The sequence below is a fragment of the Sorangium sp. So ce145 genome, from assembly GCF_051525985.1.
GTDB classification, from domain to species: Bacteria; Myxococcota_A; Polyangia; order Polyangiales; family Polyangiaceae; genus Sorangium; species Sorangium cellulosum_B.
On sequence record NZ_CP150315.1, the window covers coordinates 6,443,892 to 6,462,784 of the forward strand.

Annotated in this window: 13 protein-coding genes and 1 pseudogene; 10 read left to right on the forward strand and 4 right to left on the reverse strand. The window is 69.9% G+C overall.

Features of this window, described 5'->3' with window-relative positions; translation table 11 throughout:
• Positions 1-73: 73 nt before the first annotated feature.
• Positions 74-1,564 carry an RCC1 domain-containing protein gene (locus WMF34_RS23555; protein WP_437989188.1) on the forward strand — a complete coding sequence of 497 codons (1,491 nt, stop codon included), beginning with the start codon at positions 74-76 and terminating at the stop codon, positions 1,562-1,564.
• 47 nt (positions 1,565-1,611) lie between these two features.
• Here WMF34_RS23555 and WMF34_RS23560 read toward each other — a convergent pair whose 3' ends face one another.
• Complete coding sequence (locus WMF34_RS23560; protein WP_437989189.1) at positions 1,612-3,312, reverse strand: tetratricopeptide repeat protein; 1,701 nt, start codon at positions 3,310-3,312, stop codon at positions 1,612-1,614.
• Entirely contained in the window at positions 3,299-4,648 is a 1,350-nt protein-coding gene (locus tag WMF34_RS23565) for a hypothetical protein (RefSeq protein ID WP_437989190.1), read from the reverse strand. The genes WMF34_RS23560 and WMF34_RS23565 overlap by 14 nt, the downstream gene beginning before the upstream one ends.
• A gap of 487 nt (positions 4,649-5,135) precedes the next feature.
• On the opposite strand from WMF34_RS23565, the gene WMF34_RS23570 reads away from it, so the two are divergent.
• Positions 5,136-6,101 (forward strand): ADP-ribosylglycohydrolase family protein, encoded by a 966-nt coding sequence (locus tag WMF34_RS23570; RefSeq protein WP_437989191.1) that lies wholly within the window; start codon positions 5,136-5,138, stop codon positions 6,099-6,101.
• A gap of 192 nt (positions 6,102-6,293) precedes the next feature.
• On the opposite strand, the pseudogene WMF34_RS23575 reads toward WMF34_RS23570, so the two are convergent.
• Positions 6,294-6,661 (reverse strand): annotated as a pseudogene (locus tag WMF34_RS23575) (Rid family hydrolase); the annotation flags it as partial.
• A 59-nt stretch (positions 6,662-6,720) separates the two neighbouring features.
• On the opposite strand from WMF34_RS23575, the gene WMF34_RS23580 reads away from it, so the two are divergent.
• The 3 genes from WMF34_RS23580 to WMF34_RS23590 all read left to right on the forward strand — a co-directional run bounded on the left by WMF34_RS23580 (position 6,721) and on the right by WMF34_RS23590 (position 10,521).
• Entirely contained in the window at positions 6,721-7,836 is a 1,116-nt protein-coding gene (locus WMF34_RS23580; RefSeq protein ID WP_437989192.1) for a hypothetical protein, read from the forward strand.
• Positions 7,837-8,408: 572 nt separating this feature from the next.
• Positions 8,409-9,278, forward strand: a complete 870-nt coding sequence (locus WMF34_RS23585) for a hypothetical protein (protein WP_012237194.1) — start codon at positions 8,409-8,411, stop codon at positions 9,276-9,278.
• Between the two features lie 763 nt (positions 9,279-10,041).
• Complete coding sequence (locus WMF34_RS23590; protein WP_437989193.1) at positions 10,042-10,521, forward strand: DsrE family protein; 480 nt, start codon at positions 10,042-10,044, stop codon at positions 10,519-10,521.
• A gap of 59 nt (positions 10,522-10,580) precedes the next feature.
• On the opposite strand, the gene WMF34_RS23595 is transcribed toward WMF34_RS23590, so the two are convergent.
• Positions 10,581-10,763: a hypothetical protein gene (locus WMF34_RS23595; RefSeq protein ID WP_044965563.1), complete on the reverse strand. Its 183-nt coding sequence runs from the start codon at positions 10,761-10,763 to the stop codon at positions 10,581-10,583.
• Between the two features lie 74 nt (positions 10,764-10,837).
• Here WMF34_RS23595 and WMF34_RS23600 point away from each other — a divergent pair, with 74 nt between their 5' ends.
• From WMF34_RS23600 to WMF34_RS23620, 5 genes are all read left to right on the forward strand, one after another.
• The gene (locus WMF34_RS23600) at positions 10,838-11,026 is read left to right on the forward strand and encodes a hypothetical protein (protein ID WP_012237196.1); all 189 of its coding nucleotides are present in this window, start codon (positions 10,838-10,840) and stop codon (positions 11,024-11,026) included.
• Positions 11,027-11,206: 180 nt separating this feature from the next.
• Complete coding sequence (locus WMF34_RS23605) at positions 11,207-13,240, forward strand: multicopper oxidase family protein (RefSeq protein ID WP_437989194.1); 2,034 nt, start codon at positions 11,207-11,209, stop codon at positions 13,238-13,240.
• A 321-nt stretch (positions 13,241-13,561) separates the two neighbouring features.
• Positions 13,562-15,049 (forward strand): APC family permease, encoded by a 1,488-nt coding sequence (locus WMF34_RS23610; protein ID WP_012237198.1) that lies wholly within the window; start codon positions 13,562-13,564, stop codon positions 15,047-15,049.
• A 145-nt stretch (positions 15,050-15,194) separates the two neighbouring features.
• The gene (locus WMF34_RS23615; RefSeq protein WP_231865027.1) at positions 15,195-17,825 is read left to right on the forward strand and encodes a cation-translocating P-type ATPase; all 2,631 of its coding nucleotides are present in this window, start codon (positions 15,195-15,197) and stop codon (positions 17,823-17,825) included.
• 430 nt (positions 17,826-18,255) lie between these two features.
• On the forward strand, positions 18,256-18,876 hold the full coding sequence (locus tag WMF34_RS23620) for a pyruvoyl-dependent arginine decarboxylase (RefSeq protein ID WP_012237201.1): 621 nt from the start codon (positions 18,256-18,258) through the stop codon (positions 18,874-18,876).
• Positions 18,877-18,893 lie beyond the last annotated feature (17 nt).

Genomic DNA, 18,893 nt, shown 5'->3' on the forward strand with positions numbered 1-18,893 from the left:
GGAATATGCCTCGTCGTCGAGGAGCGCGCGTGCCTCGCAGCGGCGCCGCGTCTGCTATAGCCGGATGCTTGAGATGAAGAGAAACACCCAGACGCGACCGAACCTCTGCTCCTTTCTCGTCGTCGCCGCCACCCTCGCTGCGGGGGCAGGCTGCACCCCTCCCGACCGGCGTTTCTCGGACAGCGGCGCGGGTGGCGGAGCGGGCGGCGGTCCGAGCGATGCGCAGGGCGGCGGGGGCGACGGCGCGTCCGGCGGGGGTGACGGCGGGGGCGCGTCCGGCGGGGGCGCGTCCGGCGGGGGCGACGGCGGGGACGCGTCCGGCGGTGGGGGCGGGGGCGGCGGAGGTGATCCTGGATGCCAGATCCCGCCAGACAGCCCCACGCTCGCCGACGCCATCATGGTGGCCGCGGGCGGCAGCCATACGTGCGCGATCCGGCATGACGGCTCTCTCACCTGCTGGGGGGACAACTCGTTCGGCCAGCTGGGTGTTCCGCAGGCGATGGCGCTCTCCTCGAGCACGCCGGTGAAGGTGCAGTTTCCCGCGTCGCTCGGCGCGGCGACGATCACGCAGATCGCGCTGACCGAGCAGTCGACCTTCGCCATCGACAGCCAGCTCCGACTCTGGGCCTGGGGGAACAACGAGACCGGCATCCTCGCGAATGGCTCCAAGGACGCGATGGCCCACGACGTCCCGGCGATCGTCAATGACGGTGCGGCCCCGTTGCTCGTGCGCAAGATCGCGCCGGAGTGGTACGCGGCCTGCGCGCTCAGCTCGACCAGCAGCATTTACTGCTGGGGGTCCAACCAGTTCTCGAGCCTCGGGCCGGAGGCGACCGGCGAGGAGAGCCTCGTCCCGGTGAAAGCGTTCAACTTCACCGCGACGGCCGGTCCGAGGGCCATCCTCGCGCCGGGCATCGGCTCGATAGGCAGCTGCTTCTCGACAGGCGCCGCGGAAGACGGGCTGCGTTGCTGGGGCGCGATGGGCGGCGGATACATCCTCACGAACACCCCCGCCGGCTCCGAGGGCGGCGTGAACTACAGCGCGCACATGCCGCTCAGCGCGGCGGGAGCGACGCTGCCCCTCTCCGAGATCTCCTACGGCACGAACTTCGGCTGTGCGCGCGATGACGTGGGAGGCCTCTTCTGCTGGGGGACGAACAACAGCTCAGGCCAGCACGGCGCCGAGGCTCCCCCGGCCGGGACGGCGGCTGCGATCCCGGGTGTCTGGGGTCCGATGTCCACAGGCTACGTCTTCGTCTGCGCGATCGACGACCAGAGGCAGCTCCGCTGCCGTGGCAGCAACGAGCAAGGGCAGCTCGGTCGCAGCACGCCGGTGAGGGCCGATAACACGCGAATGGAACCCGTCGTGCTCGGCGACGGCACCGCGCTCGCCAAGGTCGTCGCGGTGAGCGCCGGCTTCTTCCACACGTGCGCGATCGTCGAGGGGGCGTGCGGCCCCACGGGCCCAGGCCAGGTCCTGTGCTGGGGCAGAGGCACCCTGGGTCAGCTCGGCGACGGCGCCGGGGCGAGCTCCACGGTCCCCGTCGAGGTGAAGGCGCCCTGACCGCTCTCGTGGACACAGGCCGCAACGCGCCCTGAACGGCTGGGGAGTCATGGAGTCGTGGCGTCAGGAGGGCTGGGGAGGGCGTAGGGGTCGCGGCCGGCGTCCTGGAGCCGCTGAGAGGCTGCAGCGACAGCCGCCTGGCGGAGAGCTTCGGCGTTTTCCTGGAGGTCGGCCCACGCCTCGGCGGGCAGCGTGTGCTGTGCCTGTTCAAGGAGGGCAGCGTAGCCCTGGGTGCGATCGACCTCGCGGAGGGAGGAGCAGAGATCGCGGAGTAGAATGGCGGTGGCTAGGGACGCCCGGCCGTCCTGCAGGCTGGAGAAAAGCCGGAGCTGGAGCTCCAGTGTAATTCTCTGACCAAAGCGATCGTGTATCCGCCGGCCGATGTCCAGAGAGCGCTCTGCGAGGATCAACGCCTGGTCCGGAGCGCCGACAGCCGCGGCTGCGCGTGCGAGGTAGCCGTGAACAGCCTGCTCGCCAACTTGATTCCGGATCTCGCGATGGCGGGCGAGCACCTCCAGGAAGCGCTGAAAGGCTTCCCTGGGCTCGCCGGCCGCGAGCGCCAGGAGACCGAGGCTCTGAAGGCAGTTGGCCTCCCCGAGGCGATCGCGAATCTCGCGAAAGATGGGCAAAGCGAGGGTGTAGGAGGCGCGAGCGGCATCCAGGTCGTCGACGCGCATGTCGAGGTCGCCGAGGCTCTGAAGGCAGTTGGCCTCCCCGAGACGATCGCGAATCTCGCGAAAGATGGGCAAAGCGAGGGTGTAGGAGGCGCGAGCGGCATCCAGGTCATCGACGCGCATGTCGAGGTCGCCGAGGCTCTTCAGGCAGGTGGCCTCGCCAAGGCGATCCTGGGCGCCTCGAGAGATCTCCAGGCCATGCTCGTATGCCTTCCTTGAGCGTTCGAGATCGCCACGGAGCATCGCTACGATGCCTTCAAGGACCAAGGCAGCGGCAACCGCGCCATGATAACCGATCCCCTCCGCCAGGCGCCTCGCCTCCCTTGAGCTAGCCAGCACCTCGTCGAGGGCATAGTGATGAATTAGCAGCTTCTGCCCGAGATTCAGCCATGCATCGGCCAGCGCGGCCGGCGGCGGTGCCTCCGGCGAAGTCATCCTCTCGCGAAGTCGGGCTGCTGTCGCCCTCAACTCGTCAAGCTCATCGATGGATCCCGCCGGACGTCGCGCTTCTTCGGGCGGCGCTGCGAGCCTCGCTGCATCGCCCAGCGTGGCGCCCGGGAGCGCTTCCACCTCGCATGTCCCTGATCGCACGTCGAACAGATCAGGGGCCACCCGAGGCAGGTCGGCGGCGCGGTCCGGCGAAAGCACCAGCACGAGCGGTCCCACGATCACGCGCGCCAGCGTATCGCGCGCGACGTTGAGCGCCTGGATTGCGCGACCTTCCGCTGTGTCGAGCAACGACGCTGTATCCGGCACGACGACACCCCGGAGCGGCTGGACAGGACCCGCGGTCTCCAGGAGTTCTTCCACGGCGCGCGCGCCCTGCGATCCATCCGGCAGGAACTGGAACGCCGGGAGCCCCTCCTGCCCGCTCCATCCTCGCATCCGCCGCAACACCTCGGCCCGCGCTGCGCCGGACGCCAGCACCACGAACAACGCGAACCGGTCGGCGCGCCGCAGTCCCCGGCGGAGCGCCCTGAGCCGCTCCTCGGACTCGTCGGTCAGGTTGGCGATGGGCTCGGCAGCCGACCCCGGCAGGTACGAATCCCCGCCCGCAGGCTCACCCGTGCTCACGGTACTTCCGGCACCGCTCCACGAGCGGGTGGACCGCGTGCCACGGGTCCGGACCGCCGTTCTGATATTCGAGGACGAACAGGTTGAGCAGCAGGTCGCGCTTCACCCCTTCCTCGCACTGATCCGGAAATCGATTCGTCTCTGCGATGTGGCGCAGAATCGGCACATATCGCTCAGGCAGCGCCCGCTCGAAATCGGCCTGCAATATGGCGGCGGCCCGATCGACCGAGGCCGCGGTCACCGGAGGGTCATCGTGCTCATTGCTGGCTGCCCGCACCATGTGGAGCGCGTGCCGGATGCAGCCGCCGCTGAGGCACGCGATTCGCTCCGCCGCCCTGTCGCCCTCCTCGAACAGAGGATCGAACCGCACTCGCTTCCTGAGCAAGCCTGCCAGCGCGGTCACGCCGCTCTCGTTGTCCCCACCGCCGTCCGCGGCGCGCCGGCGGACCTCGATCATCGGCACGACGACGATCTCGCCGCCGTAGAGCCCGCTCAGCCCCGCGCCGGCCGGCGCGTAACAGAGATACAGCGGGACCGTGATGACGAGATGCGCGTCGAGGCTCTTCAGGGCGCCCATCCGCTCCCGGTAGAGCCGCTCCACCCCCTCATGGTGTGCCTGGCTCAGCTTCTCCATGTTGTCGATGAGCACCACCAGCGGACCCGCGCCGTCGTCCGGCGCCTCGCTGGTCGCGGCGAATGCCTTGTTCAGCCCCTCGATCAGCACGGCCGTCGTGGAACGCAGGGCGGTGCGGATATCCTTCCGGCGCTCCGCGCTGGACAGGCGGACCTCGCCGAGGACCCGGGTGAGCGCCTCCGAGATGTCGCCGGAAAGGTTGGTGATCGTCTTGCTCAGCGCCTCCTTGATCTGGTCCTTCCACAGCGGCAATAGCACCTTCGCGGCCGCGGCCTTCCGCTGCTCATCAACGAGCTTCCACAGCGCGAGGAGGATGTCCTCCAGGTCGATGTCGGTCCGGTTCAGCATCACATCAGCGTCGAGGAACAGGACCGTCGCGAGCGGCGCGCCGTGAGCGGCCGTCTCCAGCTGGACCTTCATCCGAAGGAGCTCGGTGGTCTTCCCGCTCCCGAGGTGACCGCTGACGAAGTGGAGGGTGAGGATCCCACCGGAGCGGCGGATGTTGCGGACGATCCGGCCGAGGCGATCGCTGCCGCGGATGGCCGTCAGGTTGGCGAACAGGCTCGAGTCTTCCCGGGCGTCCAGCGGCGAGTAGGGGTCGCAGAGGCGGACGGCATCGTCCAGGTTCTGCGCGGGCGGCGGGGTCAGCACGCGGCTGGAGACCGCGTGGCCGCGGAGGGTGGCGATCGGGGCGTTGCTCATGGCAGAGGAGCTCCGGAACGGACGCTACCACCAGCGTCCCCGCGCGGCAGCGGCACCACCGCCCGCGTCCCCCCGCCCTACCGGCGCTGGACAGCGTTTGGACCTTGCAGCGCAGCGCCGATCCGTGAGACCTTCCGTGAGGACGGTCACAAGGACGACGATCTCTACAGACCTGATCCAGCGGCTTCGGTTGACCAATCGACTGATAGTTAGAAGAGACTAGAGCGACAAACGGGTTGAAGCTGCCTGAAAAACGCAGAATTTCGAACCGCCAAGACGCCATAAGACGCCAAGATTTTCTATTTCCTTGGCGTCTTATGGCGTCTTGGCGGTCAATTTCTCGCTTGATCAACGTGATCGGCGTTCTAGTACTACAGCCGTACTTGGTCCGAGGTGCGGCTGTAGACATCAAAATCGTCGAGAAATCCGTGCCCGTCCGCCCGTCTACAGCCGCAAATGGACCGAAGTACGGCTGTAGTACTAGGCCGTGATTCCGAGCATTTCGCTCAATGACCGCCGACGCGGCGTCCTCATCGGCACAGTCGTCGGTGATGCCTTCGGAAACCCGCTCGAGGGCGCACCCGCCAGCGCTCTCATCGCCCAGCTCCGGCGACGCACGCAGCACCCCGGGCCGTGGCGCTACACCGACGACGGTGCCATGACCATCGCCCTCGCGGAATCTCTCCGAGAAGCCGGAACCATCGACCCGGTTCATTTATTGACCAGATTCCGCGCACACTACGAACCCGCGCGGGGTTTCGGTCGTGGAATGAAGCGCGCCCTTTCGGCCCTCGAACGTGGCTCCCATTGGGCGGACATCGCCTTCACTGCCTGGCCGGAGGGCTCTCGCGGAAACGGCGGCGCGGTTCGGGTTGGCGTTGTCGCGTTGCGCCCCTGGCTCGACGTCCCGTCCCTCCGTTCCGCGGCTCGTCTGGCAACGCGGGTCACGCATGCCCATGACGACGCCATTGCCGCCGCTCTCGTTCAGGTCACCCTTGTCGACCTCGTCCTCCGAGAACCAGCGCTGCTCGACTCTCCTGCTGAGCTTCTTCAGCATGCCGCTCTACTCGCGGACGACTGCCCCTGCGCCGTGTCGCTCATCGAGAAGGTCAAGAAGGCCGTCGCGCAGCAACTTTCTCCGACCGAGATTGCGCGCTCCTTCGGCACCTCCACGCTTGCCGTTGAATCTGTGCCCGCCGCGCTCGCGTCCTTCCTCCTCTATCATTCGACGTTTGAAGACGCCGTACTTCAGGCTGCTTCGCTGGGCGGCGACGTCGATTCCATCTGTGCTCTCGTCGGATGCCTTGCCGGCGCGCTCCATGGATACTCCGCTATCCCTGCTCTCTGGATCGATGCTCTCGCGACCGAGACGCCTTCTGTTCAAGCATTCTGCGCTCTGGCTGACGACCTCGGCTCCCTCGCTCCAGCATGCTTCAACGACGTGGCTGCCTGACTCCGCGTTGCAGCAGACGAACCCTCGCTGGCGCTCGACTTCTCCCGTCGGGTGCTCCGGCACCCTATTTGTGGTCGCGGACCGACCGGGACGTGACCTTGCCAAATCGGAGAAGGGGACCGAGGCGTACGAGCGCACGGCGGATCTCCGCCGCCTCCGGCGCGGTGACGGCCGGCGGACCGGGCTCGTTCTTCAGGCGCCGCTCCGCGAAGGGGTGCGCGCCCTCGGCGACCTGGCGGAACACCTTGGCGACCTTCCGCTGCGCATCTCTGGCAGCCCCGGCGCGGCGCCGCCAACCTGCGTCCAGAGGGGAGCATGATTCGGCATGTATCGTCGAAAGAGCTTGACCATCGACTCGTTGACCTCGGAAGAAAGTCCCCAACAGGGTAGGAGTTGACGTGGACGACATTCTCCCAGCCAGCGCCCGCTGCGGCCGAGGTGCGCTCCACGTTCCGGAACGCCTGAGCGATCTCATCTTCAAGCGATCCAGGGAACCGAAACTCGTCATTGCAGCCGGCCTGGCCCGAGGTTTCCACCCGGTTCCCGATTTTCAGCGCTTGGTCCGAGCCCCGGCGCGAACTTTCAGCACCGGACGGCTCCCCGCGTAGAATCCCGCTCCATGTCCCTCGTGCTCCTGCTGGTCGTCGTCGGCGTCGTCTTCGTGGCGGGGCTCGCGGCCCTCGCATGGCGCGCTCGAGCCGCTCAACCCGCGCCGGTCCCTCCGAGCATCGCGACGGAGCCGGCTGCGGTCCCGCCGGTCGTCCCGCCCGTCCCCGCGTACCCGAGCCCGGCCTACCGGCTCGCTCCGGGCCTGTACATGTTCGGCCAGCTCTGGCGCTTCGACGGCCGCGCGTGGCAGGCCGTGCTCGGCGACGACTGCGAGCCGGTCGTCGCGATCTTCGACGCCGGACCGCTCGGGACCTGTGCGGTGACCTGGGACTCGGTCTACCGGCGCGCGAGCCGGAACGGCCCGTGGACCCGCGAGTACGAGTCGCCCGGCGGGCGGCCTCGCCTCTCGTCAGGCTGGGGCCACCCGTCGCATGGGCTCTTCGCGGCCGGTGGTCGGGGCACCCTGCTGTGGTCGCGGGGCGACGGCGCCTGGGATCGCGAGTCCGTCCCGGAGTCGATCCGCACGGTCCTCAGCGCCGTGTGGGGCGACGACGCGCGGCTCTACCTCGGGACGGCGGACGGGCAGATCGCGTCGCGGTCCTGGTCCTCGCCGGGCGCGTGGGAGGTCCACTCGACCCCGACGAGCGACTTCATCTTCGGCGGCGTGTGCACGGCGCGCGGCGTCCACGCCATCTCTCAGTCGGGCGACGTGCTCTTCGCGCCTGGCGGCGAGGCGCGCTGGGTCGTCGAGCGGAAGCTCGAGGGAGCGGCGAAAGGCCTCCTCGCCGACGCGTCCGGGCGCGTGTGGGTCTCGGGCCGCGAGGGCATCCTCCGCAGCGATCGGCCGGGCCACTGGGTCCGCGAGGAGACCGCGACGAACGACGAAGTGTGCGCGCTCGGCTCGAATGGATCGGCGTTCTGGGCGGGCGGCGGTCGATCGGTGCTGATGCGCCGTGACGCGGGCGGGAGATGGATCGCTTCCGCGCCCGGTCGGTCGGGCACGATCCAGTGTCTCTGGGTGAGCCCGGACGGCGAGCTGCTCGCAGGCACCGATTTCATGGTCGAAGTCGGCGCCGCCGGCGCCGGCAAGGACGTCGAGGTGGTCGCGTCGATCCGCACCACCTGAACCGCCCGGAGGGGCCCGCCGCTCGCGCCGACTCGCCGCCTGAGCCTTGCCGCTCACCGGCGCCCGCAGTCGCGGACATCGAGGAGCCGATCGAGCTGACCAGGCGCGCGGGTTCTGGGGAGTCATGGAGTCGTGGCGTCAGGAGGGCTGGGAAGAGCGTAGGGCTCGCGGCCGGCGTCCTGGAGCCGCTGGGAGGCCGCAGCGACGGCCGATCCGCACGAACCCCCCTCCACGCATCGCTGCGTCGGCACGAGCATCCAGCGCGCTCTTCTCGCTTGCCTCGGTAGACCGCTCCTCGACGGGCCGATCGATCCTTGAGGAGTCCCCGCTTTCTCACCCAGCGAACCGCTGCGCAACGGCGCAATCCGTTGCGGTTCACGGCAGGGCGTTGCGCTCCCCTCCTCTCCCCCTCCTCTCCGTCCTGCGCGGCAGCGCCGAGCCACGGGCTCACCTCGCACCGGCACACGTGTTGCCATGCCGCAACGCCGCAACGAAACCACGGCGTGTCGCCACGGCGGCAGGCCGGATCCCATCAGACATCACAGGAGGTTTTCCCCGTGAGTGAATCACCCATGTTTTCGACCCTCGTCCTCCCCCCGGATCTCGTCGCCGACGATGTCATCGCTGTCCGAGATCAGGTGAGCGCGCGAATCGCCGCCGTGCTCCGACCCAAGAGCGGCAAGCGCAGGGAGGGCGACGCGCCGCTGCCCAAGGGGGTCGAGCTCCTCGCGGCGCTGCCGCCCCACATCGACAGGCCGTGGAAGCGCTTCGACGCGGCCACGACAGAGCTTCAGGGGTTCCGCAGCATGCGGGCGAGCGCGCAGGCCGACCGGCGCCACGCGGCGGCGAGCGAGGCCGAGCGGAGCGCCGCGAACATCGACAGCGACGACCGGTGGCGCGCGTTCGAGCAGTGGAACGCGGGAGCCGCCGGGCTCTCCGACGACGGGGAGGCGCCGGCGCCGTCCGAGGCGCGCTGGCTCTATGCGCAGCTCTTCCCGGCGCCCGATGGGCTTCGCTTCATCACGCGCCGGCCCCGGGTCCAGTGGACCGCGATGGTGCAGCGGATGAAGACGCTCGAGGAGGAGCGCGCGCAGGCGGTGATCGAGGGGTTCGGCGGGACCCGGCACCACCGGCAGCTCGTCGCCGCCCACGCGCGCTTCGGCGACGCGTACGGGTTCACGGCCGTGGCCACCGCCAAGGAGAGCGGGCCGACCGACGGCCGGCCGCAGTGGAGCGCCGCCCGGGATGCGCTGCGGAGCCTGATCCAGAAGATCGAGAGCCACGCCGACCCGGAGATCCCGGGGAGCGAGGCGCTCGCCGCGTTCCTGCTGGCGCCCTACGTCGAGATGGTCGACGACCTCGCGAGATCGCGCCGGAGAGCCCCGGCCAGGAAGGACGAAGCCGTCTCGGCGCCCCCGGTCGAGGCGGGCGGTACGCCGTGAACCCATCCGGGTGAGCCGGCGCGTCCACGCGGGAGATGCCTGGCACCCGTCTCCCGGTGGACACGCCTCCAAGAAAAGATGGGTCACCGTCATCTCCGAGGTGGACACGCCTCCAGCAAAAGATGGGTGGCGCGCGTCTCCCGGGGACCACGCTTCCAACAAAAGACGGGTCGCACCCGTCTCCGGGGTGGACACGCCTCCAGCATGGGATGGTGCCCCCCGTCTCCCGGTGGACGGGCCTCCAGCAAAAGACGGATCGCACCCGTCTCCGGGGTGGAGGCGCCTCGGCTCGTCCAGGATCCACCTGCCGCCAGGACCCCTCCCCGGCGATCATGACGCCAGCCAGGCGGGCTTGCAGAAAGAGGAGCACCCACATGGCGCACGGGTTCGCGCATCCTGGCCGACGTACTGAAGAAGCGGGCCGGCGTCGACGTAGGAGGCCAGCCCTCGGGGAGGCCATGAGCCGCCGGCTGGAGCTGGAGCACGACCAGCTCATTCCGATGCTCGATCGGGTGCGGGTCGTCGCCGAGCGCATCGACCACGCATCGCGCCCGAGGCCGCCGGGCCGCGCTGGTCTGGCCGCGTCCGGGCGCGATGTCTTGACGCGACGAGCGCCGCGGCACGCGGGCTGCTTATCCATCCTGCTGAGCCGCCAGACTGTACCACGAGGCGGCAGGCGTGCGATCGAGCGCGAGCTGGCCGCGGCGCGAGACTCAGTGAAGAGCCCACCCGAGCTGGCAGCGCCGATCGAGAGGGAGCCGCAATGTCGAATCGAGCTGTGTATCGCGCATGGATGCTGGGGCTCGCGATCGCCTCCGCCGTCTCGGCCGGGGCCGGCTGCGCCTCACCACCGAAGCAGGCCGCCACCGCGGAGGACGCCCGCCAGCGGACCTTGTTGTTCAACGTGACCAGCGGTCAGGAGGATGTGCACGCGGCGACCATGGCCCTCATGGCCGCGAGCAACTCGCTGGATGCCGGGTGGTCCACGATCCTGTACTTCAACGTGCACGCAGCCGCGCTCGCGTCTCGAAATCTGTCGGACAGCGTCGCGCTCGCGGGCGAGCGCCCCGTGAAGGAGCTCCTGGCCGCTGCGATGGCCAAGGGAGCCAAGGTGTTCGTCTGCCCGCATTGCATGCAGGTTGCAGGGGTGAAGGCCGAGGAGCTCGTCGAGGGCGCCAAACCCGCGGCCCTGCAGACCGTGCTCGATCAGCTGCACGGGGACGTCATTTCCCTCTCGTATTGACCCAGGCGCGACGCCGGGGCGGCGGTCGCCGCGCGCTCAGCGCGAGAACCATCGCTCGCTCAGCTACTTCTCCGAGCCTCCGCGTGCACCGCGTCGTCGCGGCGATCGACGGCGGCACGCTGGTCAACCCCGATCCCGTTCGTCCTCTGGGCGTGGAGCGCGTGGAGCCCCCGCCCCGGCAGGATGACGCCGGTGGCCGCGCCGTCGCAGGCATCCGGGCTGTCGGCCAAGGCGATCCTCATCGTCGACCCTCGAACGACGGTACGACGTATGTCGGCGGCAACCTCGTGGCGGACGCTGCAGCGGCATTGCCGGGGTGCGCGAGGCCCTGGCGCACCCGGACGGAAAGCCCGTCTCCGTGCACCTCGTGGCGGATCCGCGTCACGGGTTCGGTGCGGCCGCGACGAAGTGCGCGCTGTCGAGCCGATACGCCCCTGCCCGGAACGGTGAGGGGGAGTCGATCGAGGGCGTGACGCAGCCTATCACCGTCGATTTCGTGTGGTGACGGGCGCCTCGGCGCGCGGGCGCAGGCCCTGCGCCGAGGCGCGCGTGTGATTGCAAACATCGGTGTCGGGCGCGGCCTTGCGGCCGCGATGACGAGAGTCGCGTGGTAGGACATCGTGGTTGCGTCGGAGGGAACAGCCTCTATGCTTGCGCGCCAGTGTTCGACACGGGGGGTGGGGGGATGTTCACACGACGTCAGTTCTTCAAGATCGGGGCGGGGGGCACGACCCTCCTCCTCCTCGACAGGGTCGGCGGCTCCGTTCGCGCGGCGTGCGCGGCGATCCCCGGCGGCACGCTCGACCCGCTGGTCGTGGACAAGTACGTGACGCCGCTGCTCGTCCCGCCCGCGATGCCGCGAGCCGGCAAGATCACGCTCCACGGCGGCCGGTTCATCGACTACTACGAGATCGCCGTGCGGCAGTTCGCGCAGCAGATCCTGCCTCCTCCCCATCCGGCGACGACCGTGTGGGGATACGGGCCGAAGGTCGCCCAGGGCGGGCCCCAGATCTTCCACGCGCCGTCGCTCACGATCGAGGCTGATCACGAACGACCGGTGCGGATCAAATGGATCAACGAGCTGGTGGACGCCGGCGGCAACTACTTGCCTCATCTCTTGCCGGTCGACCAAACCTTGCACTGGGCGAATCCGCCGGGAGGCAGGGCGGGCCGCGACATGCGCCCAGAGTTCGAGGAGACGCCGGGACGTTACACCGGTCCCGTGCCCATCGTCACCCACGTACACGGCGCCGTGAGCGTCGGCGACGAGAGCGACGGTTACGCCGAGGCGTGGTATCTGCCCGCCGACGCCAACATCCCAGCGGGGTACGCGACCAAGGGGACCTGGTACGATTTCTTCGCGGCGAAGGCGCTCGCCAAGTTCGGCGTGACCTGGGGGCCTGGATTCGCGATCGCCCAGTATCCGAACGCGGGTCGGGCCTCCACCCAATGGTATCACGATCACACCCTGGGGATGACGCGCGCGAACGTGTACGCCGGTCCGGCGGGCTTCTACCTGGTCCGCGGCGGCCAGGGCGACGTGGTGCTGGACGCGCGCACCCACAAGCCGGCCGTGCTCCCCGGCCCGGCCCCTTCGCGGGGCGACGCCCCCAACATCCACTATCGCGAGATCCCGATCGCGATCCAGGACCGCTCGTTCAACTCGGACGGGTCGCTGTTCTACCCGGACACCCGGGCCTTCTTCGACGGCATCACGGGTCCGTTCATCCCGCAAAGCGACGTCCCGCCGATCTGGAATCCCGAGTTCTTCGGCAACATGATCATGGTGAACGGCAATACCTGGCCGTTCCTGGCGGTCAAACAGCGCCGCTACCGCTTCCGCTTCCTCAACGGCTGCCAGGCGCGCTTCTTGATCCTGGATTTCAATCAGATCCCGGGTGTAGAAGTCTGGATGATTGGAAACGAGGGCGGCTTTCTGGATTCACCCGTGAACCTCACCGCGACCAACGGCAACAGGCTGCTCATGGCGCCGGCCGAGCGCGCGGATCTCATCGTCGACTTCGGCCGTGTCCCGAAGGGCCGCCACATCCTCGCCAACGTCGGCCCGGACGCGCCGTTCGGCGGCGGCGTACCAGGCGTCGATTTCGACCGGGCGGACCCGGACTCGACCGGACAGATCATGGCTTTCGACGTGATGCGCACGCCGGGATGCGATCACAGCACACCGCCGCGCTGCCTGCTGTTGCCGCCCGCTCCGCCCCTGCCGCGCGAGGACGTGACGCGATCGCTCGTCCTGAGCGAGGTCACGTCGGAGGACTTCCCGGACGCGCCGGTGGCGGTGCTGCTCGGGAGGGGCGTGAAAGGTAAGGTCGAGCTGCTGCCGTGGGAGGCCGATGTCACCGAGAATCCGCGGGTGGACGACACGGAGGTCTGGGAGCTCCACAACTTGACGGCCGACGCCCATCCCATCCACATCCACGAGACCGTGTTCGAGGTGGTCAATCGGCAGGCCCTGGACATCGAGGCCTCGCCGGAAGGGCAGTTGCGGTCGCCCGTCGGCGCTCCACGTCCGCCGGAGCGGTGGGAGACGGGCTACAAGGACACGGTGATCGCCTATCCAGGCGAGGTGACGCGCATCCGGGCGCGGTTCGCCACCGCCGGCCAGTACGTGTGGCACTGCCACATCCTCGAGCACGAAGACAACGAGATGATGCGGCCGTACCGCATCGGCCCCGTCCAGCCGGGACAACCGACCTGAGGGGCGCGACGAGGAGCGAGGCCTTCCACGCGCGGCCGCGGGATCGCAGAACGAGAGCGCCGCGGCTCATCGCGAGGACCATCGCTCGCTCAGGTATTTCTCCCCTTCGTCCGGGAACAAGGTCACCACGTTCCTCAGGGCAGGGCTCTTCTCCTTGACCCGCCTGGCGGCCGGGAGGTTCGCACGGGGCCGTCTCCGGACGCGGGGGCGCTCGGCGTGGCAGGCTCGGCTCGTCCGGCGGCGCGGGGGCCGCTCCTGGCTCGACGGGTCTCCGGCTTGACGTGCCGGGGGTCGGGCCGCAGAGCCATCAGACCGAAGGCCATGGGGAGCCGGCTGCTCGTCCGCAAACCGCTGTCGGTCATGAGAGAAGAGCTGCAGGGGGAGCACCGCCTCCGGCGGGTCCTCGGGCCGCTTCAGCTCACGAGCCTCGGGATCGGCGCCATCATCGGGACAGGTATCTTCGTGCTCACCGGCCAGGCCGCGCACGACAAGGCAGGTCCTTCCCTGATGCTCTCCTTCGTGGTCGCGGGGATGGCCTGCGTGTTCGCGGCCCTCTGTTACGCGGAGTTCGCGGCGATGGTGCCGGTCGCGGGCTCGGCCTACGCGTACGCGTACGCGACGCTCGGCGAGCTGCCGGCGTGGATCATCGGGTGGGATCTCGTCCTCGAGTACGCCGTCGGCGCCGCCACCGTGGCGCACGGGTGGTCCCATTATTTCCAGGACTTCATCGGGATCTTCGGGGTAGAGCTGCCGAGAGAGCTCAGGAGCGCGCCGTTCGACTACAAACCGGCGCTCGGCGAGCTCGTGTCCACGGGGGCGATCATCGATCTGCCCGCCGCTCTCGTGACGATCGCGGTCACGGTGATCCTGCTCAAGGGCATCCGCGAGAGCGCGACGCTCAACGCCGTGATGGTCGCGCTCAAGCTCGCGGTCGTGCTCTTCGTGATCGCGGTGGGCGCGTTCCACGTCGACCCGGACAACTGGCGGCCGTTCGCGCCGTTCGGGCTCGCGGGGCTCAGCTTCTTCGGTCACACGGTCTTCGGTGAGACCGGTAAAGGGGGAGAGCCGCTCGGGATGCTCGCCGGCGCGGCGACCATCTTCTTCGCCTACATCGGGTTCGATTCGGTGTCGACCCACGCCGAGGAGGCGAAGCACCCGCAGCGCGATCTGCCCATGGGCATCGTGGCCTCGCTCGTGATCTGCACGCTCCTCTACGTCTCCGTCGCGGCGATCCTGACGGGCATGGTGCCCTACACCGAGCTGAGCATCGACGCGCCGGTCTCCGATGCCTTCGCGCGCGTCGGCCTCCCGTGGGCGCAGTTCATCATCTCCTTCGGGGCGGTCGCCGGGATCACCTCCGTGTTGCTCGTGCTCATGCTCAGCCAGCCGCGCGTGCTGCTCGCCATGGCCCGTGACGGGCTCCTGCCCAGGCGCTTCTTCGGATCGGTGCACCCGGTCTTCAAGACACCGTGGAAGTCCACCTTGCTCACCGGGTTCGTGGTCGCCACCCTCTCGGCGCTCCTCCCGCTGCGGATCCTCGCGGAGCTCGTCAACATCGGGACGCTCCTTGCGTTCGTGTTCGTCTGCGCGGCGGTCCTGATCATGCGCCGGACGGCGCCGGACGCGCCGCGCCCGTTCCGGGTGCCGCTCTACCCGCTCACGCCGATCCTCGGGATCGTGATCTGCCTCCTCCTCATGTTCTCGCTGCCCACCGAGAACTGGCTGCGCCTCGCCGCCTGGCTCCTCCTCGGGTTCGCGATCTACTTCGGCTACAGCCGCAAGCACAGCGCGATGACGGCGCGCCCGTGACGCTGATCCCTGAGTCCCCGCGCTACCGCGTGGCAAGGGGGCTCGGCCGAGGCCCGCGGAGGTGAGCCGTTCGTCTCCTCCCGTCGCCGCGGTCGGACAGGCAAGGCCGTCCCACGGCACCTGCGCTCAGCCACGCATCCGTCCTTTGGAGCTCGCCGCGCTCCCGGTCGAGGGGCGAATCCAGGCATTGCGGTCCGCTCCGGATGGGCTGACCGAGGCCGAAGCGGCGAGGAGGCGGCTCGCTCACGGCGACAACGAGCTCGCGCCGCCCCGGCGTTCACGTCCGCTCCGGGCGCTGCTCGCGCAGCTCACCCATACGCTCGCGTTGCTGCTCTGGCTCGGCGCTGGGCTGGCCTTCGCCGCGGGCGCCCCGGAGCTGGGGTTCGCCATCGTCGCTGTCGTCGTGCTCAACGGCGCGTTCGCGTTCATCCAGGAGCACCGCGCCGAGCAGGTCGTGAGCAGCCTGATGCGCCGTGTGGCGGTGCGCGCCCGCGTCGTCCGGGCGGGCATCGAGCAGCGAATGCCGGCGCGCGAGCTCGTCCCGGGCGACGTGGTCCGGCTCGCGGCAGGTGAGATCGTGCCGGCCGACTGCATCTTGCTCGGCGCAGACAGCCTCTCGATCGACCTCTCGATGCTCACGGGGGAGACGGTGCCGGTCGATCGCGACGCCGCGACGATTGACTCGCCGGGCCGTGCGGGGGAGCTCGCGCTCCCGAGCCTGCTCCCGAGCGGCGCGTCCGTGGTGACCGGCGCGGGCGAGGCGCTCGTGTTCGCGACAGGCGCGGAGAGCGCGGCGGGCAAGATCGCCAGGCTCCTCGAGCAGGGCGGGCGCGAGGGCTCGCTGCTCGAGCGCCAGGTCGCGCAGCTCTCGCACGTCACCGCGGCCATCGCGGTGATCGCCGGCGCGGCCACGCTGGTGCTGGCGCAGGCGTTCCATCGCGTCGGCCCGCTCGGCGCGCTCACGTTCGCGATCGGCGTGATCGTGGCGCTCGTCCCCGAGGGGCTGCTCCCGACGCTCAGCGTGTCGCTCGCGATCGGCGCGCAGCGCATGGCGGCGCGCGGGGCTCCGGTGCGGCGCCTCTCCGCGGTCGAGGTGGTCGGGTCCGTGACGACCATCTGCACGGACAAGACGGGAACCCTCACGCAGAACGCGCTCTCGGTGCGCGGCTTCATCCCCGCGCGCGGCGCGCCCCCGGACGCGGAACAGGCGGCGCGGCTCGCGGCCGCGCTGTGCAACAACGCGCGCCCGGCGCCGGCGGGCGGCGATTACGAGGGCGATCCGGTCGACGTGGCCCTCGCGCGCTGGGCCGCGGCCGGCGGAGTGGACCTGGCCGAGGCGCGCGCCCGGCGGCCGCGGATCGCCGATACCGCGTTCGACGCGCGCCGGCGCTACATGGCCGTGACGTGCGCGGAAGGCGGCGCCACGCGGGACTTCGTGAAGGGGGCGCCCGAGGCGGTCGTCGCGCTGAGCGGCGCGCCGGCGCCCGCGGGCCTCGACGAGGCGGTGGTGGGCGCGGCCGAGCGCGGCGAGCGCGTCCTCCTGCTCGCCGTGAGGGAGGCCGGCGGCCCGCTCACGTGCCTGGGCCTCGCCTGCCTGCACGACCCGACGCGGCCGGAGGTCCCCGCGGCGATCGCCGCGTGCCGGCGCGCGGGCGTGCGGGTCGTGATCCTGACGGGCGATCACCCCGCAACGGCGCGCGCCGTGGCCGCCGCCATCGGGCTGGATGCGGCGGACCGCATGGTCGAGGGGCCCGAGATCGACGCGATGGACGACCGGGCGTTGCTCGAGCTGCTCCAGGCCGGCGCGAGCCTCGCGCGCACGACGCCGGAGCAGAAGCTGCGGGTCGTGCAGGTGCTGCGGCGGTCCGGCGAGGTGGTCGTGGCGACCGGCGACGGCGTGAACGACGCCCCCGCGCTCCGCGCCGCCGACGTCGGCGTGGCCATGGGCCTGCGCGGCACGGAGGTGGCCAAGCAGGCGGCGGACATCATCCTGTCCGACGACAACTTCGCCACGATCGTGGCGGCCATCGAGGAAGGCCGGGCCATCAAGCAGAATATCCGCCGCTTCGTGAGTTATGTGTTCACGAGCAACGTCGCGGAGCTCGTCCCGTTCCTACTCTACATCTTCCTTCCGATCCCTCTCCCGCTGGCGATCGTGCAGGTGCTCGCGATCGATCTCGGGACCGACGTGCTCCCTGCGCTGGCGCTCGGCGTGGAGCCGGCGTCGCCCGCGACGCTCCACGTCCCTCCGGAGCCGCCCCGCAAGCCGATCCTCACCCGGGCGCTCGCGCTGCGGACTTTCTTCCTTTACGGGGCCGTCGAGGCGCTGCTCGGCGTTCTGGCATATTTCGGCTTCTACTGGGCGCACGGCTGGAGGCCGTTCGACTCGCTCGATCCGCTTCGCGGGCTGGAGCGTGAGGCGGCGACGATGACCTTCGTGGGGATCGTCGCCGGTCAGATAGGGTGTCTGTTCGCGCAGCGCGACGGGCCTCTCCGGAAGCGGCTCGCCTTCTGGTCGAACCCGTGGGTGGCCGCGGGGCTCGCGATCGAGGTCGCGTTGACGATAGCGCTGCTCTATGTGCCTGGGCTGAACCGGCTCTTCGCGATGGTCCCGGTGGGATCGGCGTGGCTCCTGTGGCTGCTCGGCGGCGCCGCCGTCATGGTGCTCGTCGATGCGCTGCGGCGAGCCACGCTGGCGCGCTGCCCGGCCGACTCAGCATCGGGGAGAAGCGCCGCTCCCGGTCAGCGGGAACACCTCCGCCACGTGAGGCGGTAGCTCTGCTCCCTCACGGTGATCCGGCCTGTCCCGGCGGAATTTTGGCTATTGTCGATATCGACGGACATCCTGATGACGAGCGGCGCGATGGATCCGTACGGCGACCATACGGCGGTCTCCGGCCCCAGCGTGTCGCGGCGCGCAAAGCCGGATTCCGGTGTGGTCATGAGGCGCTCCTGCGGTGAGGGGACCCGCGCCATCTTCACCGCTCCCGCACGCGACAGCCAGCGATCCTATCGATGCGCCAGACAGCGCGGACGGCGCGAGTCCGTCACCGTGGTCCTCGCACAGCGGCGGAGACGCCGGGGCGGCGCCGGCATCTCATGCTGCCGGGTGCGCGAGGCCGGGCGAGCGCGCGAGGATCACGGATCTCGGGCGCAAGCGCCGAGACGCGCCGCGCGGACCCCGGATGTCCCGGAGGCGAGCCCCGATGCAACGAGAACCGAATTACCTCACCCGCGTGCCCCTGGCCTACTTCGTCACGTCGGGATACGGAGACACCGACTACGGTGGTGGGCTCGATCCATGGCATACAGGGTCGTTCGATCTCGCCCTGGCGATGGGCGGGATCGAGAACTTCAACATCGTCGTCTGCAGCTCCGTGATCCCGCCGGAGGCGTACGAGATCCCCATCGAGGTCGCAAAGCCCCATTTCCGGCACGGCGCGGTGATGGAGGTGATCCTGGCCTCCGTGAACGGGAGGGCCGGCGAGACCGTCACGGCGGGGCTGGGCCGCGTCCGCGTCCGCGATCGGTCGACCGGCGCCTGTCTCGGCGGGTTCGCCGCCGAGTACGAGGGGCACGACGACGCCGCCACGGCCGCGAGCACGCTCCGTCGCGAGCTGGAGGGAATAGCGCTGCGCCGCTATGGCGCCGCGCAGGTCGACCTCGAGTTCGACGAGCCGGCGATCGCCTCGCGCCAGGTACAGAACAAGCACGGCACCGCCATCGCCGCGCTGTGCTGGCTCACCTATTCGTTCCCGCAGCTGACTGAGGCGCAGCGCGAGGCCCTGCGCGCCGCGGAGAAGGCGCGGTGTCGAGCGGGTAAGTAGCCAGCAGGGCCCGTCGC